The following is a 20,723-nucleotide window of genomic DNA, read 5'->3' as shown; positions in this document are numbered from 1 at the left end:
CTAGCAGGTCAAATTAAATCTACTAGCTATACTTTTAGTTTTACAACAAGCTCTTCTAATCGGTCTGCCACCGTATTCATTTCATGTGCTGTCCCTAGAATCTCATCTGAAGCGTCACGCTGACTCATAGATTTTGATTCGATTTCACTAGCAAGCACAGCATTACGTTCTGCAAGGATAGAGAGCTGTTTAATGGCAGATGTCACCTGCTCCGTTTCCGCCACCATTTGCTCCGTCGCTGCGGATACCTCCTGAATTTGGCCTGTGACCGCTTCTGTTACCTCCAGCATACTGCCGAATATTTGCCCCGTATCATGTACAACACTGATACCCACCTCAACACTACTTTGACCTTCCTTAATTGCATCTACAGCCGTTAATGTCTCAGATTGAATATGGTGCACGAGGGAGGCAATCTCTTTAGCGGAGCTTCCTGATTGCTCTGCTAGCTTCTTCACCTCATCTGCAACCACAGCAAAGCCCTTACCATGCTCGCCTGCACGTGCAGCCTCAATGCTTGCATTGAGCGATAATAAATGCGTTTGATTCGCAATTTCCGTAATGACTGTAACAATTTCCTCAATTTGTCGTGAGCGAAGTCTTAACTGCTCTATAGAGTCCACGGATTGTGAGACAGATTTGTGGATTTCATCCATTTGCATAATGACAGCAGCTACATTTTTACCCCCTTGCTCCGACTGCGACTTCATCCGTAAAGCAGACTCGGTAACCTCTGACGTACTGCTAGCAATCGTATTAACACCTGATGATATTTCCTCTAGGGATGTAACCCCTTCTCCAATTGCAATGCTCTGAATGTTAATTTTTTGAGAAATTTCCTCAATATTGTTCGTAATGGCTAACGAGCTATCATGACTGGCTTCAGTATTTGTAGATAAATGTTTAGACTGAGCCGCTAACTGCTTGGACACATCCTTGATCATCACAACTAAGTTATTTACATCATGAATGGTTTCATTAAATTTTGTACTCACCTGACCTAATTCATCATTGCTCGTTTTAAGACGTACACTAAAATCGCCTTGGCTCAGTTGATCCATTGCAATCATCATATCTTTAATTGGAGCAAATGTACGCTTTGTCATGAAGTATTGGACTACCAAGGCTAATAGAACGGTACATAACAAACAAATAGAAGAATATAGAATCAGTGAAGCTTGCCCTTCTTTAATTAAACTTGCATCAACATCAATCCCAACATAGGCAATGATGGTCCCGCTTTTATCCTCAATTGGGGTAAGCACCGTTAACCATGTTCCCTTTGCATCATTAAAAATACGGGAATATGTAATCTCTTTACTATTTAACATGTTGTTGACCGCATTTATATGCACTTGGGAATGCTCAAGTAACCCGCCAAGCTCTAATTTATTTTCTTTCATGTTCTCTTGTGTTTTTGTAGGGACAGAAATTACTTTTGTTTTATTGTGATCTACAATCTCTGAGCCATATAGATAAGCTTGAGACAGGTTAGGATGACTTTCTATCAACTCATCTAATATATTTGTCATTCTTTTTTGCGCTGCTGTTGTAGGATAGTTACTTTCGATTGCTCCTTCTACTGTTTCCAGGCTAATTCTTTTTTCAAGCGCAGCAATAACTAGACTTGATTCAGATTCAAGCTGCTCCGTCAGTAAATTTCCTTGGATGTAAAAGCTAGCCATTATAAGAATAACTCCAGTTAAAATGATCGTAACACTGGATAACAGCATGTTTTTAGATACAATACTTCTAGACCTTAGTCGTTTTGAAAAATTAAGCTTTGGAAATTTAAATTGAAATGCCTTCATTGAGATTCTCCCTTAATATCTTTTGTTTTTAAACTTATAGATACATCCGTCCTGTAAGCTACCTCTTAGCATGGATCCCCCTTCCAACTTTTCAATATAAAAAAATGACCTATAGCTAAAAAGACGCTACAAGTCATATTAAGGATACGAAATCATATCATACAACTGGCTGACAGTCCCTTGTAAAAAGGAATGGAGTCCCTCTAGCTTTGCGTCACTATTTTTCAATAGTTTTGCCTTTTGCCCTATTTAAATTGAATTGTTAAATAAATCTAGGGCCATTTTACTACATTTATTCAAACTTTACTATGAAGTTGTAGCTAATCCGTTACAAATTGACTATTTTCAAGCATTATTTACTCACACCAAACTTAGCTGCAATCGCCTCATATTCACTTTTAGTAATGGGAATCACCGTGCCATGACGTGGACTTTTAGGTAACGCATAGTTTGCTGATACCGTCCATTCCCCTGAATTAAGGTCGTGAGTTTCAAGCGGAATGTACCCTCTACCTCTAAATTCATCCACAAATAGATACCACTTATCTTCTGTATTTGATTTAAATACAGTAGGCCCTTCGACACCTTTAATCTCACCCGTACCCTCCTTAATCAATGTTTGATTGGTGTCAAAGATAGAGTCCAGCACCTCATGGAATACCATTTTGCCGTAAGGAGAGGTGTCTCCATGCTCGCGTTCATCCTTCGTAAAACGGTGAATTTTACCGTTATGAGCAATCATCGTAGTATCAATGGTGGAATATCCATAGTCCATATACACCTGTGGCTCTGAAAAAGTATTAAAGTCTTGCGTTTTGCTATACATCATTTTCTGGTACCCATCCCCACCGCTACGTGTGCCCTTCTCAAACAAACGTGATGCCCAAAATACAACATATTCGCCACTTTCCTTATCATAAAAAGCCTCAGGTGCCCAAGTATTGCCTGCTTCTGGCGGTGCGACTTCAACCTTCCTTGGCTGTGACCACGTTAGCAGATCATTCGATTCCCATACAATAATAGAGCGGCTCCCGTTAGATTGAGCCCTACCCCAATCCCAATTGCCATAAATTTTCAGATCCGTCGCAATCAAATAAAACCGATCACCTTCAGGCGAACGAATTAGAAATGGATCTCGAATGCCCTTCTCCCCTAACGTAGAGGTCAAAACAGGTCTTCCACCATTTAGCTCTCGCCATCTTAACGGGTTATTGCCTTCACTTAGGGCAAAATATACCTGTTCACCATTTGGACTACTTTCTCCGGTAAAATAGGTAAAAATATAGCCAGCATAAGCCTCTTTAGCGCTCTGCTCCTTATTCATAGTCTTTTTTGCGTTCTCATCATTATTCAAAACGATCCCTCCCTTAGCCGCTGCTGTTCCTGTTAAAGTAACGACTGACTGCGCAGGGATGACGACCTCAAACATGTCTCCTTCACCTAGCATAGTATCGTCGCCACGTGCCAAGTCGAATTTATCATTTGTGATATAAGATTGTAGTACAGCCACCTTGCCTTTTAAGCCAAGGTTCTTAAAACTTACGTTCACCCTTTTATCGCGATAGCTATTATTAACGAACACACCAGTTACGGTCTGATCAGCATCGTGAATATAAGCAGAACCCAGTAGCGTACTGTTAGAATCCCTACTTAAGCCTGTTAATTCGATACGCTCAGCGCCTGGACGAACAAATTTACTATAGTTTCCTAACGCCCACAATATTTTGGATGTCAAAATATTTTGCTCATCGCCTACCTCATTGTAATCGGTATAAATTAAGCCGTCCTTGTAATCTACCTTGGACACAGCTGTCCACCACTGCCATGCGGACGCATTTGCCTCTACTAAATCAAAATGAATCGTTTTTGCCACTTGCAGCGCAGGTTCGATGCCAAGATCGCGACCAGGGCCATAATCACCTAAAATGCAATATTCGGTCACCCAATACTTAGCGTCTGGATCATAATGAACAAGATTGTCATGCAAAATTTGTCTTAGCTTCACCAGTCGATCATCACCAGGCTTGCTATAATCAGACCAGTAGGAATGAGAGGCAATTTTGTTGCCCACTGCCTGTTTTAGCTCTGGATCACCAAGTAAATCCTTAATATATTCACGGTATTTGCCCGTTCCTAGTTTATTAGCACCACTTGAATACGTACCACTGCCTGCAAACTGCTTGTAATACTTGTCATCTAGCAATGACGTGATTTCTACGCCATCAGGCGCGCTAATTTTTGCTTTAAGCTCACTGTGACCTAGTTGGCGGTAAAGCTCCAAAATTACTCGCTTAAGATCGTCATTATTATAGCGATTGGCCTCCTGCCAAGCGTTATTCCAATCCCAAGTTGGTTCATTAATCGGGCTAATATAATCGAACTCTAGTCCTTGTTTTTTAAAGTGAGTAAGCACATCGATCAAAAATCCCGCAAATGGCTTCTCATAATTTTGCTTCAGGTTAGTAGAGCCGGATTGAGGTTCAGGCTGGGCATGACCATTTTTGGTCATCCAAACGGGTGGACTGTTCACAAACGCGATCAAGGTATCTACACCACGATCCGCCGCTGCTTGAAGGAACCATTGCTGCCCCGCTTGCTTACTCCAATCATAGCTTCCATTCTCCGACATTTTAAAGGCTTCTGCTCGTCGCCAAGGATCGGGAATTCTATCTTTGTCAGTTTCCGAGGAGCCCGCCCCAATGTTAAACCTCCACGCTGATAAACCAATTCCTTTCTCTTTAGAAAACAGCAAATCTGCAACTTTATTTTTATTTTCCTCTGTCCATTCCTTCCCTATGGGGTCCATCGACCAGGCATCGGATGCACCAAAATTATCAATACTTTGATGCTTAATGTTCCCATTGATGGTTACTACAGCATCTGGTGGCGTATGCTGCTCCACAGGCGTCCCCTCCTCTTTTTTGCCACTGGAGCTATTTTTGATTTCAGAGCCTTGGGATAGCTGTGCTACTAACAGTCCTAAACACATGACAAGGGCAACAACAATAACAAACATTTTATTTTTCCTCATTTTTTCCTCCTAACCGACTAGGCCCGAACGCTCAACACTCTCAACAAAATAACGTTGAACGAACAGGTACATAATGATAAGGGGCAAAATCGCCATTAATACACTTGTGTTCATCATCATCGACATGAAAAATGGATCTTGAGTATAGGAAGCTGCCGCCTGCCCGCCCCCTGTCAGGAAGGTAGCAATCGCATAACCTGAGGATGACATCATCGAAGACATCACCTTTGGTGCATTCAAATACATGTTGGTGAAAAACGAATCATTCCATTGCCATACAAAAGAAAAGAGCATCACTGTGACCATAGAAGGGATTGCATTAGGTAAAATGACACGTCGAAACGTCTTAAAATAGCCTGCTCCATCCACATACGCCGCCTCTTCAATTTCACGCGGTATACCTCGGAAAAATTGACGGAAAATATACACGTAGAGCCCTGTCTTAACACCCATCCCTAACAAGGAAGAAATAAGAAATGGCCAATACGTATTAATCATGTTGATCGGCTTAGCTCCAAACAAATCAATCATTCCAAACAAATTAAAATTTTTGAAGTTCAAATACAGCGGAACCATGATCGTTTGACTTGGGACTAGAATCGTAAATATAACGGCTCCAAACAGTAGTCCACTTCCCTTAAACTTAATTCGCGCAAACCCATACCCTGCCAGCACACACGTCATCGTCTGAAGAAGCATGACCGCACCTGATAACAAAAAGGTATTTGTTAGCACACTTGGGTAATTCATGGCTGTGTAGACCAGCTTAAAATTATCGAGCGTCCATGTTTTTGGAATCCATATCACGGTTGGATCGTATAGATCAGGCATGTTCTTAAACGCAATCGAAATTTTAAGCAAAATAGGATATAAAATAACGAACGAAATCCCAAATAACAAAACAAATCGCACAATAATCCAGAGCCATTTTTTTAGAAACTCAAACCAATAGGCAGATGAGGCAAAACGCTGCAGGTGTCCCTTTGTAGAGGACTTTACAACGGTTTCCGTTTTCATAGGGTTCCTCCTCCAAAGCGCTAATCTTGATAAAATACTTTTCGGGACACCATTAGGGTGGTTATCCATAATACAAAGGCAATAACAGCAAAATAAATCCAAGCCATAGCTGCACTAAGTCCAAAGTTATAGCTTTTGAATGCGGTTTCAACAACCAGTCGACTTGTTTTATCACTAATAAAGCTGTCAATGATGGTGTAGACTAAATTGGTCAATATCAATGGACTAATCATTGGAAAAGTAATTTTCCAGAACGCCTCGTAACCTGTAGAGCCTTCAATTTTTGCTGCCTCATACAAGGAAGGGGAAATAGATTGTAATCCCGCTAAAAAGATCAATATTTGCACACCTGACTGACTAACAATTTCATAAATTCGACTCACCGCACTAGTAAAATACTGTACCAGCACTGGGCTCATACCCGAATCAAGCAATAAGGCGGTTAATTGTAAATTTTTCATAAGCGACAAGCCGCCACCTGTTGAATCATTAGCGCTGCGTACGACGGATTGCATTAGATCGCCACTTTCAATGCTGGCAATAATGCCTGAGGCTAAAATTACTGGTAAGAAGAATATCGCTCTCGCTAACACCCGACCTCGAAATTTTTGATTTAAAATGACGGCGAAAAACAGACTAAAAATAATAATTAACGGTGTGTTTACAACTATATTTACAAAGGATTCTGTTAAGGTTCTGACATACGATTCATGCGAAAATAAAGCTTCCTTATAGTTTTCAAGGCCAACAAAGTTTAACGTAAAGCCTTCGTCAGTCACCTTTAATTTGCTCAGTCCATAGCGGAAGGAAGATACTAGCGGTGCTAGAAATAGAAATAAGAAGCCGATAAACCAAGGTAAAATGAAATACAAACCATAATATCTGTTTTTTTGCTCAAGAGATAGCTTTTTGATTTTCATTGTCTGATGTCACCTCCAACCCAGTAGCCCTTGGGCTCAACGGTCACACCATTCATCTTCACTACGGCATCGTTATAATTTACAATGATCCTTTTCCCCTGTTCAAAGGTAGTTTGGTATACACCCTCAGCCAATTTTTCATGCTTTTGAATGACTTGACCTTGCACATCTTGAACAACATCATTGAGCTTCTGATACAGCTCTGCGGCCTCATTAATCCAACGCCGGTAATCTGCGGAGTAAAAATGGTCAAAATCCGTCATTTTAATTGCGGAAGGATCAGCGTAAAACCAAGTGTAGTGCAAGGATGATCCCGTTTCTAATGCCTTGAGAAAGGTAACTGAGGAATCTTGATCATCTCCTAAATTCCATGCTTCGCCGGTGTATTGAATTGAGCCGTGATACACCATTTGAAAAAAAGGAATAGCTTCATCTGTAATGTTGAAGCGACTATTACTGATAGGTGCATTTACAATATGTTTTGCAAAAGGGGTAGCATAAGCATTTCCACCTTCAATAAGAAGGTTAGGTGCTGTTGTAGTCATTTGCTTAAGCTGATCTATAGCAACGCCTTTGGCTTCTTCACGATTAATGACGTCTTCTCGGTTAAAATCAGAGTTAAGCTCATTGCCTAAATCCCGCAGCGATAAGCTAGGTAGATTTAAACTTCGATAATCCTCAAGGAATCCACTTATAATTTGCGGGATAACCTTTGGACTAAGCACATAACCGGGATTGACCTCATCATTTTCCCACAATGTCGATATTCTAAAAGGATACACCGCGGCTAACTTGTTGGTGATCAGACGTGAGGCGTAAGCTTTCTTGAAGCCCTCTGCGTCAGGGAACGATTCCAAGAAGGACACGTCAGGATAAAGTCCAATGTGATTTGCCTTTGCATACGTTTCTAGCTTACTTAAGCCTTTTCTCCCTCCTAGCTTGGAATCAACGGAAACACTGTTGGGCAGGTTATGGTGAATGCCACCATTAAACCACCCTGTATAACGAAGCTGAATGCCGTCAATGCCAAGCCCCTGCATCTCTGTCAGAATCTTTTGTGCCTGTTCAAAGGTGGTTAACGACTCATAAGCATGATAAGGGATACCTAGAAAAAATTTTTTCTTAGGAATGCCACCGATAAACTCCACATAAAAGGGGAGCTTGCTATTCGCCTCTAGTCTTGTGAGCTTCTGCTGTTCTTCTAAATAGTTGCGGTAGCTTTCCGCCATTCCAGAGTAGCTAGCTTGATCTGCTCCCAAAAATTGATAAGCCACTGCAATTTCACTATGGAAAGGCTGGGACTGAAACTTTTTGACGGTACTAGAACGCCAACCATTGGTGAGCGTAACCTCTTCTATACTGTTTAAAGTAAAGCTTGGATATACCGTATTATATTGATTCAACCTACCACTAACATCCGCTTCAACAGAAGCCACTGCATCCCCCTTGTCAATGATTCCTAAAAAAGCATGGTTTTCATATTTCATACCAAAGACGGGGAGTCTTGCTACCTCATCCTTTTGATTTTTCATAGGCTTATAAAAGGTTTTGTCCATCCCATACAAAGTAGCATTATAAGGGGCCACATTCGATTTACCATTGTTAAAATAAATGAGAGAACCTGATCCGTCTGGCACAAGGCTATATCCTTGATCAGAAACCCCACTTGCCCCAAAAAACGGCAATAACGATAAGGTTTGAATTTTCATCGCCTGAGAATACTGAATCCCTTTTTCAGGAACGGTAACCCTCAATTGCTTACCTACAAGGCGGTATTGCAAGGGAACTATAATGTCTGACAGCTCACCCTGATTTTCTCCATAAGCCGCCTTATCGATTGCGATCTGCGCCTCATCATACCCAACTTCCTTAAAAAGACCTGTAACCTTACTCAAACCAACCCCTTTAAGGGATGAGTCTCTTCGCTCATAACGTTGGCTGTCCTCATCTAATCGAAATCGCTTCAAAATTTCCTTTTTGCCTTTATCGTCAAGCTTATCGAGAATTAGACTTTGGAAGCGTTCGGCACTAATCCACTTGGGGATCGCATCAATATCACTTTTGACTTCGCCTAATGTATAAACAATGTCCATACCACCGTCTACCTTCTTGACTTCAAACTGTTGGTTTTGGACGCTATGGGTGTAGTTATCATATTTCAGTGTATTGCCAGCAGGATCATAATACGTGAGCTCAAATTGCACATTTAGCTTATCTTTATTGTAGCCTGTCGCGATATTATCCTGAGCGCGGTCTTGCGGATTTGAATACCAGATGACACCACTATTTTTATCAAAAACTGCAATTTCAGTAGATGTGGAATTAAGATATAGCACTAAAGCTTCATTTTCAGCCACAATCTCCATCCCTTTAATGTATACTGCCTTTTTAGGCATAACGTTCGCGGTTGCTGTAGCATTTTCAGCAGTCTTTTCTGCCAGTGTTACTTCTGTTGATGGTGATAATGTCTGTTCAATCTCAGACTTCTGCTCAGATGCCGTCAGTTCTGAGTTAGACATGGCGTAATTAACACTTTGGGTAATAAGTAAGCTACTTATGATCACTGTAGTTATAAAGATGATTAGCCTTTTCTTCAAGGTGTAGTCCCTCCCTTCTTAGACTATCCACGTAACGATAGCTCCTCATAGATGGTGTAAATAAAGCTAATGACCTGCTGAATCAGGTTGAAGAACAGTAAGCTTAAAAAAATAATGATGCCCATTACAACCAAGGTCAGCAACATCGTAGATAGTGTTTTAGTTACTGTATATTGATGCACGGTCATTGTCCCGATAAATAGGAGCCAGAGGAACCATATTAAAGCAAAGGAATCCAGCAAATAATAGAAGGAAGCTTCACGTAGCGTAATGACATTGCTGAGTAAAATGTTTGGAATATTAACCAGCACAAGCGGTAACATCGCATATCCAGTAGCAATGACAATCTCGATGAATTTACCTTCACCATCCATCAGCGTGGTCAGTGACCAATTAGCAATACACCATAGCAAAAAAGGAAGAACGATATACTTTAGCTCATTAATGCTATTTAAAGACAGCGGGTAATTATAGTTCACAACATAACCTACATATTGCCGCTTCAAAATCATCGTTACAGTGACAATGAACACCATGAAAATCGCGATGCGAAGCTTCCCTTTATTTTCGTATTTTAAATCCCAAAATCCATCAAAGGGGTGATTGGCGACATGCAGCAAGTACTTGATATCTTTAAGAAACGACATCCTGAACTCCCCCTTTTTTTCTTGACCTAGCAACCCGTCTTCCTCCAACGAGTAAGACTAGTAATACGATCGCTCCTGATATATAAACACCAAAATATTCACGCATATACTCTCGGCGATATTTCGTTAATGCCTTGGAATAATACTCCCGGTCATTACCTAGCTTTAAGTAGGTCATCGCTTCCTTGTATTCCCCTTGTCTAAGCATCGATTTGCCGATTCCCACGTACGCCATTTCATAGTTGGCATCAAGCTGTAGCACCTGCTTCCACAGTTTTGCCGCCTCATCATGCTTGCCTGAGCTGTATAGTCGGTTCGCATCGCCCACTAGACGCCCAAATCGAGTCGCTTTGAATTCTGTAATCCAGCCTAGGTCGCGATCCAGCACATAAATGGCATCGTCATGACTTTCGATCGCTACAGGATTACGAAACGTACCTAATTGATCTCCTAGCTGACCTATGACATACAGCAAATTTCCATCTTCGTTATAGGTGAATACACGTCCACGTACAGAGTCTAATGCTCGATATACCCCGTTGCCAGCAATATCAATGTCAATAAAGGAGGAACGATTTTTCGTTAAATCTCCAATTGGGGCAAACTCACCATTCACTCGCAACACATCCACACCAGATGGATTAAGCTTTTTCACTAATGACAGCGATTTTTTGTCTGCGGTCGTTGTATAAATAAAGCCATCCTCATCTACATCTGCATTGTTAAATTCTAGTGGGATGAAACGAGCCATCTTTTCTCGTTGCGCCTTTGTAGCTATCGATTTCCAAAACAACTCAACAGGATCAAATTGTACGCGGTTAGTCCCCATAAAACCTGTAAAATTTCCGTCACTGTCAAACTCGATTAAGCCCTCATAGACACCTCTTCCCACGACATAAATGCGACCTGCCTTATCCACAATCACCTTTCTCGGAAAATATTCAAAGGTAGTGCTAATAACATCCGCCTTAGGCGCACCAATTTCCCGAACAAAGCTACCATCCTGATTTAATTCAATAACCCGCCTATTTTCGGTATCCGCCACATAAATCTGCCCTGCTGTTGTGACAAATAACCCTTCAGGTTTGTTAAACCCATCGTCTTTACCTTCATTTATAAAGCTCTTAATCTCACGAACCGTTTCCCACTGCTTATTTAAAATGACAATACGGCCATTGCCAGAATCCAGAACATAAATTAAGCCATCGGCTGATACAAATAGGTCTGTTGGGGATTGCCATGCGCCCGTCCCTGCATCGTCACCTGTAATCGCTCTAGAAGGAAGATAAGCAACTGGCGATTTCACTGACTCGCCCCAATAGTTGTAGGTATATCCCTCGTATGGCGCCGCCTGAGCCAATTGTGTGCTTAATCCAGCAAGCAGCAAGAAAGCGGACAGGATCAGTAGTAATACTTTTGCTTTCAAACCTAACGCCTCCTCGCTTTAATCCTTCATGCCAGACGTTGCCATCGTTTGAATCACGTTACTCTGCGATAACAGGAAGGTGACAATTGGCACCGTCATCATAATGACCGCAACGGCGGAACCTACACCTGCCCGAGCAATCCCGCCCGCTACAATCTGGCTCATCGCATAATGCATCGTCTTGAGCTGCTCACTGTAAATAAAGCTACCACCATCTGTCCCCCATAACATTTGCATCATTAAAATGAGTAGGGTGAGCCATGCGGGTTTCACAAGTGGCATCACCACTTTGAAAAAAATGCGATATTCACTTGCCCCATCGATTTTTGCCGCCTCAAGCAAGGCATCTGGGATTTGCTCCATAAACTGCTTCATCAGGTACAGTCCAAGTGGATAAGCAAAGACTGGAATAATCACTGCCTTATAAGAATCCATCCAGCCTAATGCAGATACAATCATATAGTTAGGAATTGCTGTAACATGTGGCGAAAACATTAACGCCAACACAATAATCGAAAACAACACCTTATGTCCGCGGAACTTATGCTTTGCTAGTGGATAAGCGGCTGCGGAAGCAAATAAAATATGTCCAAAGGTTCCAATCGCCGTAATAAATACCGTGTTAAAAATATATCTGGAAAAAGGAACCCATGAATTTTTCATCACCTGAAACAGGTCGCCAAAATTTTTAAACGTCGGGTTGCGAACAAATAACGTTGGTGGAAACACAAACAACTCATCCAAAGGCTTAAATGCGTTATTTACAACATAAATGAGTGGAATCGCCATAAAAGCACCAAAGGCGCCAAGTAACAGGAACAGCAAAAGGTCAACCTGCCACGAACGGTTAATTTTCCGCTTGAGATGTACGTTCAGCTTCATCTGCTATTCCCCCACTCTCTTCAACAGCTTTTGTACAATCAAGTTGGAGCCTAACATGAGGATGAATAACACAGTCGCAATCGCTGAAGCGTAGCCCATTTCAAAGCGAATCGTTCCGTAATCCATTAAGTGAGTTACGATCGTGTGTGCACCATACTGAACGCTTGGGAAACCAGCTAATGCCGTCGCTACATCTGCTACAGCTAGTGAGGATGTAATCTGAATAACCGCACCAAACATTAATTGGGGTTTCATAGACGGTAATGTAATATACCATAGCTCCTGCCAGCGGTTTTTCACCCCATCCATCGCGCCTGCTTCATACAAGGTACGATCCACCGTCTGCAAGCCTGCGATAAAGGCAAGAAAGCTAGTGCCTAAGCTAAGCCATAACTGAACGAGCATAATGATGCCAAGCATATATTTAGGGTCTTGCAGCCATAAAATCGGCTCATAAATCAGTCCTATTTTCATTAAAAAGCCATTCATAATTCCGTAGGAATCACCAGAAAAAATAATTTGCCAAATAAAAAATACGTTTCCCGAAATAGACGGGGCAAAAAATACTAGCGTCATAAACGCTCTGACCTTTGGATTCAGCTCATTAATGAGCCAAGCAAACACAAAACAGGAGATATAACTGACAGGGCCAGTAATGACGGAAAAAATGATCGTATTTTTGACCCCGATTAGAAAAACATCATCATTCCAAAGCAGTTTAGAATAATTTTCCCAACCGACCCAACGTGGAAACTCCAGCATATTAAAACTCGTAAAGCTGAAAAAAATCGAGACCAAGATAGGTAAAACAGTGAATACGCCAAACAACAACATATAAGGAGTTAGCAGCACATACAGATGCTTATCCCGCTTTACGTCTTTAACAAATAGGTTCCACTTTTTAGGCAAGCCTGCGGGCGATTTCTGGGGCCGGCTCATCGGTTCAGCTACAATTTTAACTTTTTGCAAAGGAGTCCCTCCCTAGTGCCTTCAGTCCAAATTAAACTCTTTTCGTTTCTGCTCGATTTCATAATCAATTTCTTGCACATAATCGTATAGAGCATCCGTCGAGTTGGTCCCGTTATTCACTACTTCACGTAACGCATTATCTAAATGTCGTCCTGTAAAGTACCCACCTGGCACCTCTGGGATTCCCTTTACCCATTCCCATTGTTCTTCGAGTCTGCGGTAGTCACGTGTTGGCCAAGGCAATTCTTGAAGCGCTTTCAAATTTGCCGTTGGATAACGTGATGCCGCTCCCATCAAGCCCTCCATCTCACGTCCAAAACGAACCTGTGCATCCTTGCTGACCCACCATTTCATAAACTTCCAAGCCGCATCCTTATTTTTCGCCTGCTTTAGCATCACCGTTGCCGTTCCACCACTCGCTACGTCTCTACGTATGGTGCCATCTGCTTGCTTGAAGCCAGGTACAGGTACGAATTCCCATAATCCTTTGATCTCTGGGGCAGATACGGATAAGTAGTTATAAAACGTGTAATCTTGAATGCCTACTGGCATTTCACCTGTTCTAAAGCGCATTGGAAAGTCAAAAATAAGGGGCAACTTGTAGCTCGTATAAAAGTTGGTCCAAGACTTAAATGCCGCTAACCCCGTTTCTGTGTCTAGCCCACTTTTTGCGCCCTCATTTAAATAAAATGAGCCATCCATTTGATATAACAGCATGGCATAGGCGCGATTGACCTCAAGCACAGGAACCCCTGTAGTCTGAGCCAGTGGGAATGCAAAATCCATATTATGCTTCTGTAGCACTGGAATTAGCGCATACACATCTTCCCATGTCTGTGGCGGCTTTACATTAAGCTGCTCCAAAATATCCTTGCGGTAAAAAAGCATATTAAAAATTTGCTGCTCTGGTAGTGCAAAAACTTGATTACTATAACGATAAGGCACTAATGCACTGTCCCTAAATTGTTTAATGACTTCCTCATAACCAGGGTACTTCGACAAATCCTCAGCCGCGTTCCGCATCCCAAAGTTAACGGGAACATCATTGCCCACTTGCATTGCTACATCAGGTCCTTCTCCAGCTAATGAGGCACGTAGCAAAACATCGGCGTTCACCAGCTTTAAATTAACGCTAATGCCAGTTAGCGGTGTAAACGTATCGTCAATCATTGCTTTCAGCACCTGTGCCTGATCTCGACCGGTTCCAATCCACACATCTATCGTTTGATCTGCGGCTGTCGTAGTGCCAATGGTGTTGTAGTCTTCAAAAAAAGAATGAAGAAAGGAGGAAATTTCATGTCCAGCCTTTTTAAGTCCAGAAGCATTGGCAGCAGGTAAATCGATATCTGGTGATGCTAGCGCTAAATAATCAATTTCAAGAGGTTGCTCGCGCACCTCTAGAATCCATGAGCCCACACTACCGACGTTAATTTTGAATTGAGAAAGTCGTTTTTGCACCGTATCTGGTTTCTCTGCTAGATCCGCTAATTGATAGGCGGTTTTATTTAAAATAGCTGTCTTATCACTTTTTTCTCCCGTCAATGTAATCAGTGCTTCAGATACTGCATATAAAACATCACTTTGCTCCTTAAATACCTTCGTCATGTCAGGAATTTGTTTATCTAATTGATAATCACGATAAGGATCAGGTACATTTCCTGTAATCATCAATATTTTCCGATACATTGCATTGATCTCTAGCACGCTATTTTCCACCTGACGGATCAGCGGAGCGATTGCGCCCAGACTCACCTCAAGCTTTAATTCATGCTTCCCCTTAGTCAAATAAAAAAGGTATGGCTCCTCATTCGTACCTAGCACATTCATCTGCCAATCGGAGTTATAAAAAAATGGAATTTGCAGCATTTCCTTAAATGGGGCCTCTCCATCAATTTGTAGGGATCGCGTGGAATAAATACCTCGCAGCAATTCCTGTCTGCTCTTAATTGCAATTTTGTATAAACCATCCTCGGGAACTTCCATCTCCCATGCGATCCACTGACCAGGTACTCGCCAATTGTTGCCTCCAATCGTATTCATGACAATTTTAGAAACATCATAAGGCTCTGTGGAGGGACTGGACCGATCTGTTATGGGATACAACGTTGGAGATGATTTATACACAGCATCTTCACCTTGAACTTTAATAAAATGACCTGTTGTCTCCTTGTATCCCTTAATCTCATATTCCTTAGCTACCTCCACGTAGGCAGGAGGCGATTTATAGTGATGTAGTTTTATTGAATCAATCACCATCGGTTCCCTCGTTGATAAAAGGGTCACCGTATGCTGTCCTGCTGAAAAATAAAACTGATACGGCTCCTCATAATATCCCTCTGTATCTCTAAATACCGCCTCCTGCCACCTCGGTGACTCCACTTGACGTGGGCGTAAATCATTACCGCGACTATCTTGCTCGATCTCGTCTTTTTCGTTAGCCCAGACGCGATGAAAGCTTAGATTACGTGCACTGCTAAATGGAGTTTGACCATCAATAAGCAATTCTCGCTCGATTGCAGAGCTTTTCCCCTCAATCGGAAAGTATCGGAGTGTCATATGATACAGCCCTGATTGCGGAACATTGAGCTCCCACGTTACAGAACCATGCTCCTCCGTACGAAGGAACTTACCAGCTTCCCCTCCAAGCTCAGTAATCAATTGAGGATTCATGTCCTTGGTGACAATGTAGTTAGCTCCCTGTATGACGATTTCATCAGTTGGGTGTGGCTCATTTTTATGCTTCCTCAAATAATGGTCATAGCTGTTTTCATCAGCGGAAGCTAAAGTCTGCTCTGAATTTACCGCATCAGAGGTTAAGCTTACGTTGGCGTGAGTATATTTTGCTCCTGAACGAGAAATAGGGAAAAGCATGATTATTAAGATTGCAGTGATAAGAAGCATACAGGTGACCGTCACTTTTGATAATGTAAGTTTCACCCATTTTCCCCCTTTAACTGACTAGCTAGTGATGATAATGGACGTAGTATTATTTCGTTATTTTTTTTCCTGCTCTACTTCCCCACGTAATACTTTTTCAGCTGCTGCTTGTGCAGGTCCAACAATTTGGGCAACACCAGTAGAAGGCGTTACTGCACCTTTCACGAACTTTTCAGTGATCGTATCCAGCTTTTCCTTTACGCCAAGTCCACCAAAACGTCCACCAAACACACGTTGAACCTTCCCATTATCGTTCATCGCATTTGCAATGGAGGCTTCATCAGGAAGGACATTTTCCAACCAAAGCCTGCGGTTTTCTGACCAACGGTCGAAGTCTTGCAAATCCTCCCACATTTTCACAATTACATCTGCATCCTTTACCCCTTTAGGAATCACATAAACTGCCGTTTGACTCACCTGATCGTAATAGCTTGTCGCCGCAGGACCTTTTGGCATATATACGTAACCCCACTCATCCTTCATCTTATCAAGAATACGTCCTTCGATTTCCCATAGCCCTCCTGGATACATCGCAATTTTACCTTCTGCAAAATATTTGGCAGGGTCCTCCCAATCGTTCCCTTCATTTGGCTTAATGACCTTATGTTCGTTATAAAGACTGTATAGGAAGTTAAGCGCTTCCATCGATTTAGGTGAATCAAACATCACCTTTTTGTTTGCCTCATCATAGATTTGGCCACCATTGCTAGCAATCAACATGTCTGACCATACATAATGAGCTCCCGCCAGACCGTATTGGCCTGATTTGCCATCACTTTTTGTGCCTTTTGTTAGCTTCTTAGCCGCATCTAGCATGCTATTCCAATTCCAGTTATCTTCATCCATTAATTGCTGTGGATCCTTCAGACCTGCTTCTTTAAAAATACGTTTGTTAAAAAACATGCCTGAATCGTTAGCGTTATACCAACCTTCCAGACCATAAATTTTATCTCCACCAAAAGATAGCGCTTTCAAAACATCGGATGCAATACGTGTATCTTTAAGATAATCATCGAGTGGCGTCAGGAAGCCGCCTTGCATAAGTCCCCAAATAAAGCCATCGGGCAGACGAACAATATCTGCAAAAGGCTCGTTTGCTAACACAGAGGAGGACAACTTCTCAGAAGTGGACCAATATTCAGTTTCAATATATTTAATTTTTACCTTGTATTTTTCTTCAACTTTTTTAATACGCTCACGTGCTAACTCATCGGCTTCAGAGTCACCCTTTGGCGTTGCATCCCACCAGTGAGAAATTAAAATTTCACGTCCACCCAAATCATATTTTTCTTCCTTTTCAGTCTCTACAGGTGCGGATACTTCTTTGTTTTCACTCTTATTTGCTGGTTTTGGTGTCCCTTCTTGTGTACCATTTCCACCACTACAAGCAGATAGGATAGTGATTAAAGCCAAAAACATAACAAGTAAATTCGATTTCCTTTTTTTCATCTCTTTCACTGTTAAGCACGCTCCCCTAAAGTTTAGTTAGAAATCCGACTCAAGCTTTTTAACGGAATACGCTAATATGCCCTAGATGGCCCTCCCCCTAACTTAGATTGTCATAAAATTGTCTTCAAAAAAAGCATTGGTATAACTAGTATATTTTAATGCAAGGGTTTTCATGAAACCCATTTCATTATATCCTTAATTTCCCTTTTTGGTCAATAAAAAAAGCCGCCAATCCCGCCCAAACGGTTGGAGGCCTTATGTTCATAAAAGCAATCAGAAAATACATCAAGTTAACTTACTGATCTTGGACGTTCTACAGAGGATACACCGTGAATATGAACCGTAGACCACTGTGGTCTTGTATGATCTACCCTTGCAATCACCACCGTCATATCATCATGGATCACATTACTCTGATAGCGAATAACGGACTCTAAGAGGCAATCTGCCATCACCTGTGGGTCATCATCCTGTACTTGCTGAATTAAGCGTTTGATCCACATCTCTTTATTTACGGCGTGACCTGGTGCATCATAAATGCCATCTGTCATCATAATGAGCGTATCCCCTGGAAGAAGCTGAACAGTAACAAGATCAATTTCTATATCTTGAATAATACCAATCGGTAAATTACTTGCCGAGATCGGAATAACTTCATTCCCTCTCTTAATAAAGCTTGGTGAAGAACCAATTTTCATAAATGTAGTCCGAGCTGAGTATTGATCAATTAATGCCATATCCACCGTAGCATATACTTCATCGGGAGAGCGTAGCATTAAAATAGAGTTCACAGATTTAATCGCAAGTGTCTCATCCATACCAGACTGAAGGAGCTGCTCTAGAATCGTAAGGGCTGTACTGCTCTCAATTCGAGCTCGTTCCCCATTGCCCATCCCATCACTAATTGCTACAGCATACGTGCCGTTGCCAATTTCCATCGCGCTATAGCTATCCCCAGATAATAAGTCGCCCCCTTTAGCTGTACCTGCCATTCCGGTATGGACCTCAAATAGCTTGGCTGATTTCAAAGTAACAATCGCTAACCCTTCCTTCCCCCCTAATGGCGTCTCCTGCACGACTGCAATATGCTCGCCTAAAATGTCTGATAGTAAAGGTGCTATAATTTTGCGGCATTCGTCATAACCACGAGTGTACGCATGAATCATCTCAATTTCTACGCTACCATGGTCAAGATTAATAATGTCTATGTTATGGATGGATAAGCCCATTTTCTCTAACGCCTCTCTAATTTGCTCCTCCTGCTTAAATAAAGCTTGTCCTTCACGTTTAATTTCCTTGGCTAAATCCTCCATTACCTGTGAAACACCAGACAATTGCTCCGCTACTAGCTGCCTACTATCATAAATTTGCCGCTTCCAATGCATGTCATGCTGGAACATATCATATTGTGATTTCATAAGACCAAGCACCTGATCACTTTTCGCACATATACGGCGCCACCCAATAGGGATTTCCTTCTCTGACATTTGAGGATCTTCCTCTACCGCCGTCATCATATCTGTCATGTACTTATAGGTTTGATAAAATTTTTGATCCCAGCAATTGTGACGTTTGTGGCAGGCCGCGCAAGCCCCTTCAGTCACTGCATTCATAAAATGATCCATATCCTGATCCCGCTTCGCCATTTCGCCAGATGTGGACATGACCCCAAAGCTTTTAGATAGCTGCTTAAACACCTCTGAAAATTGATTCACTCGCTCCGCAGTAATATCACGTACCCTTCTCGCATATTCATATTGAGACTCCGTATAATCCTTTGTTCCAGGTACATATTTAGAAATCATACTAATCATACTTGCGGGTGTCAGCAGGAAGACGGCAACGGCGATACAGCTTTCCCATGTCGACAACATAATGTCAGCTTGTCCAGGTAAATATACCGATAAGATCGATGAGCCTAATAACATGCCAAAGCCAACCGCCCATTTCTTCCCTTCACGAACCATCCCTGCTAACATGCCTGCAAAGGCTAGCAAGCTCATTTGATATAATGCAGAGGTATCTGCTAGGCTCAAGATTAAGCCAGTAATGACGCCAACTGAGGCACCTAAGGGCGCTCCTCCCACTAACGCAAATACTAAAATCAAATAACGAGATAATATATGTTCTACAGACAAGCCTGAAATTTCCCATCCCACAGAACCAGTCATCACAGAAGCAAGTAAAATGACGAGACATAATATTTCTTCATGCTTTAACTGGTAATGCTTCTTATGGTTGGATAATACGGGGATCGCCTGCATGAAAACTAATGTAAGTACAAAGCTTAAAATGGCATCCATCGTCATCATCGTTAAGCTATACCATGTCATTGATGAACCAATAACCCCTTCAAATAGCCCTACAAAAAAGGTAGACGTAAACACCATCAGCGGTGCATATGAAATATCCGATCGGTCAAAGGACTCTACGCCTTTAAGAATAAAATAAAAAATGAGCAGCTCCGCTGTAATCGACAACGCATGTATCGTAGAACCGGGTATCATTAATGCACCAGCTATAATGGACACGCCGGTTAGGAATGTCATATCCCTCCTCATAAATACGATAACTGCAAAAAAAGCGGCCGCAAATGGTGATAACTCGCCTAAGATGGTTGCTTTACCTAACAGAAAACCCATAAACATTAAAATCGCGTTCCACTTGTTGATTGAGACGATTTTTTTGAATTTATCGAACGCGGGCAAACTATTGTTTTGCCTTTTTTGTACGTCTGAGCGTTTTGCTTTATTCCGTTTAAAGCTTGGAAATGTAATGGCATTCCACTTTTCCATCATTTTTAGCTCCACCTCTTTTGGTTTTTAGTAAGGTATGTCCCATTATAGGTGGATGACTTCAGAAAGTTTGTCAAATGCAGGAGGTAACATTAAAGAAATTTACGACAAATTGAGCCTAACCTAAAAGAAAACACGAATGTAAGCCTACTCTATGCTCAAACGGGCTACTACGTGCATACGTTCGCTTACTAAAAAAATAATTTTAGCTCTATACCGCTTCATTACAAGCTCAAATAGCT

General features: G+C 41.8%; 12 protein-coding genes and 1 riboswitch. All 12 genes read right to left on the bottom strand.

The genetic code is table 11. The features are described 5' to 3' along the window. Positions 1–26: 26 nt before the first annotated feature. The gene (locus tag J2Z32_RS19950; protein WP_210090956.1) at positions 27–1,811 is read right to left on the bottom strand and encodes a methyl-accepting chemotaxis protein; all 1,785 of its coding nucleotides are present in this window, start codon (positions 1,809–1,811) and stop codon (positions 27–29) included. A gap of 157 nt (positions 1,812–1,968) precedes the next feature. Continuing rightward, a riboswitch (cyclic di-GMP riboswitch) is annotated at positions 1,969–2,059 on the bottom strand. Positions 2,060–2,163: 104 nt separating this feature from the next. Further along, entirely contained in the window at positions 2,164–4,842 is a 2,679-nt protein-coding gene (locus J2Z32_RS22445) for a glycoside hydrolase (protein ID WP_245251641.1), read from the bottom strand. A 9-nt stretch (positions 4,843–4,851) separates the two neighbouring features. Further along, a complete protein-coding gene (locus tag J2Z32_RS19935) occupies positions 4,852–5,859 on the bottom strand; it encodes a carbohydrate ABC transporter permease (protein ID WP_210090955.1) in 1,008 nt (335 codons plus the stop codon). Positions 5,860–5,879: 20 nt separating this feature from the next. Next, complete coding sequence (locus J2Z32_RS19930; RefSeq protein ID WP_210090954.1) at positions 5,880–6,779, bottom strand: carbohydrate ABC transporter permease; 900 nt, start codon at positions 6,777–6,779, stop codon at positions 5,880–5,882. Continuing rightward, on the bottom strand, positions 6,776–9,376 hold the full coding sequence (locus tag J2Z32_RS19925) for a DUF5696 domain-containing protein (RefSeq protein ID WP_210090953.1): 2,601 nt from the start codon (positions 9,374–9,376) through the stop codon (positions 6,776–6,778). Before J2Z32_RS19925 ends, J2Z32_RS19930 begins: the two co-directional genes overlap by 4 nt. Positions 9,377–9,399: 23 nt before the next feature. Continuing rightward, positions 9,400–10,023, bottom strand: a complete 624-nt coding sequence (locus J2Z32_RS19920; RefSeq protein ID WP_210090952.1) for a Yip1 family protein — start codon at positions 10,021–10,023, stop codon at positions 9,400–9,402. Further along, positions 10,010–11,449, bottom strand: a complete 1,440-nt coding sequence (locus tag J2Z32_RS19915; protein WP_210090951.1) for a tetratricopeptide repeat protein — start codon at positions 11,447–11,449, stop codon at positions 10,010–10,012. The genes J2Z32_RS19920 and J2Z32_RS19915 overlap by 14 nt, the downstream gene beginning before the upstream one ends. An 18-nt stretch (positions 11,450–11,467) precedes the next feature. After that, positions 11,468–12,331: a carbohydrate ABC transporter permease gene (locus J2Z32_RS19910; protein ID WP_210090950.1), complete on the bottom strand. Its 864-nt coding sequence runs from the start codon at positions 12,329–12,331 to the stop codon at positions 11,468–11,470. Between the two features lie 3 nt (positions 12,332–12,334). Next, the gene (locus J2Z32_RS19905) at positions 12,335–13,270 is read right to left on the bottom strand and encodes a carbohydrate ABC transporter permease (protein ID WP_210090980.1); all 936 of its coding nucleotides are present in this window, start codon (positions 13,268–13,270) and stop codon (positions 12,335–12,337) included. Positions 13,271–13,321: 51 nt separating this feature from the next. Then, positions 13,322–16,201 (bottom strand): extracellular solute-binding protein, encoded by a 2,880-nt coding sequence (locus J2Z32_RS19900; protein WP_210090979.1) that lies wholly within the window; start codon positions 16,199–16,201, stop codon positions 13,322–13,324. A 93-nt stretch (positions 16,202–16,294) separates the two neighbouring features. Then, positions 16,295–17,686: an extracellular solute-binding protein gene (locus J2Z32_RS19895; RefSeq protein ID WP_245251649.1), complete on the bottom strand. Its 1,392-nt coding sequence runs from the start codon at positions 17,684–17,686 to the stop codon at positions 16,295–16,297. A gap of 290 nt (positions 17,687–17,976) precedes the next feature. Next, the gene (spoIIE, locus tag J2Z32_RS19890) at positions 17,977–20,484 is read right to left on the bottom strand and encodes a stage II sporulation protein E (RefSeq protein ID WP_210090948.1); all 2,508 of its coding nucleotides are present in this window, start codon (positions 20,482–20,484) and stop codon (positions 17,977–17,979) included. Positions 20,485–20,723: the final 239 nt, after the last annotated feature.

The organism is Paenibacillus turicensis (genome assembly GCF_017873435.1).
Classification (GTDB): domain Bacteria; phylum Bacillota; class Bacilli; order Paenibacillales; family Paenibacillaceae; genus Fontibacillus; species Fontibacillus turicensis.
This window is presented reverse-complemented; position numbering and strand designations above follow the sequence as displayed.

Coding starts and splice junctions, on each gene's coding strand:
- J2Z32_RS19950 (WP_210090956.1), bottom strand. CDS start 1,811: ATGAAGGCATTTCAATTTAAATTTCCAAAGCTTAATTTTTCAAAACGA.
- J2Z32_RS22445 (WP_245251641.1), bottom strand. CDS start 4,842: ATGAGGAAAAATAAAATGTTTGTTATTGTTGTTGCCCTTGTCATGTGT.
- J2Z32_RS19935 (WP_210090955.1), bottom strand. CDS start 5,859: ATGAAAACGGAAACCGTTGTAAAGTCCTCTACAAAGGGACACCTGCAG.
- J2Z32_RS19930 (WP_210090954.1), bottom strand. CDS start 6,779: ATGAAAATCAAAAAGCTATCTCTTGAGCAAAAAAACAGATATTATGGT.
- J2Z32_RS19920 (WP_210090952.1), bottom strand. CDS start 10,023: ATGTCGTTTCTTAAAGATATCAAGTACTTGCTGCATGTCGCCAATCAC.
- J2Z32_RS19910 (WP_210090950.1), bottom strand. CDS start 12,331: ATGAAGCTGAACGTACATCTCAAGCGGAAAATTAACCGTTCGTGGCAG.
- J2Z32_RS19905 (WP_210090980.1), bottom strand. CDS start 13,270: ATGAGCCGGCCCCAGAAATCGCCCGCAGGCTTGCCTAAAAAGTGGAAC.
- J2Z32_RS19900 (WP_210090979.1), bottom strand. CDS start 16,201: ATGCTTCTTATCACTGCAATCTTAATAATCATGCTTTTCCCTATTTCT.
- J2Z32_RS19895 (WP_245251649.1), bottom strand. CDS start 17,686: ATGAAAAAAAGGAAATCGAATTTACTTGTTATGTTTTTGGCTTTAATC.
- spoIIE (WP_210090948.1), bottom strand. CDS start 20,484: ATGATGGAAAAGTGGAATGCCATTACATTTCCAAGCTTTAAACGGAAT.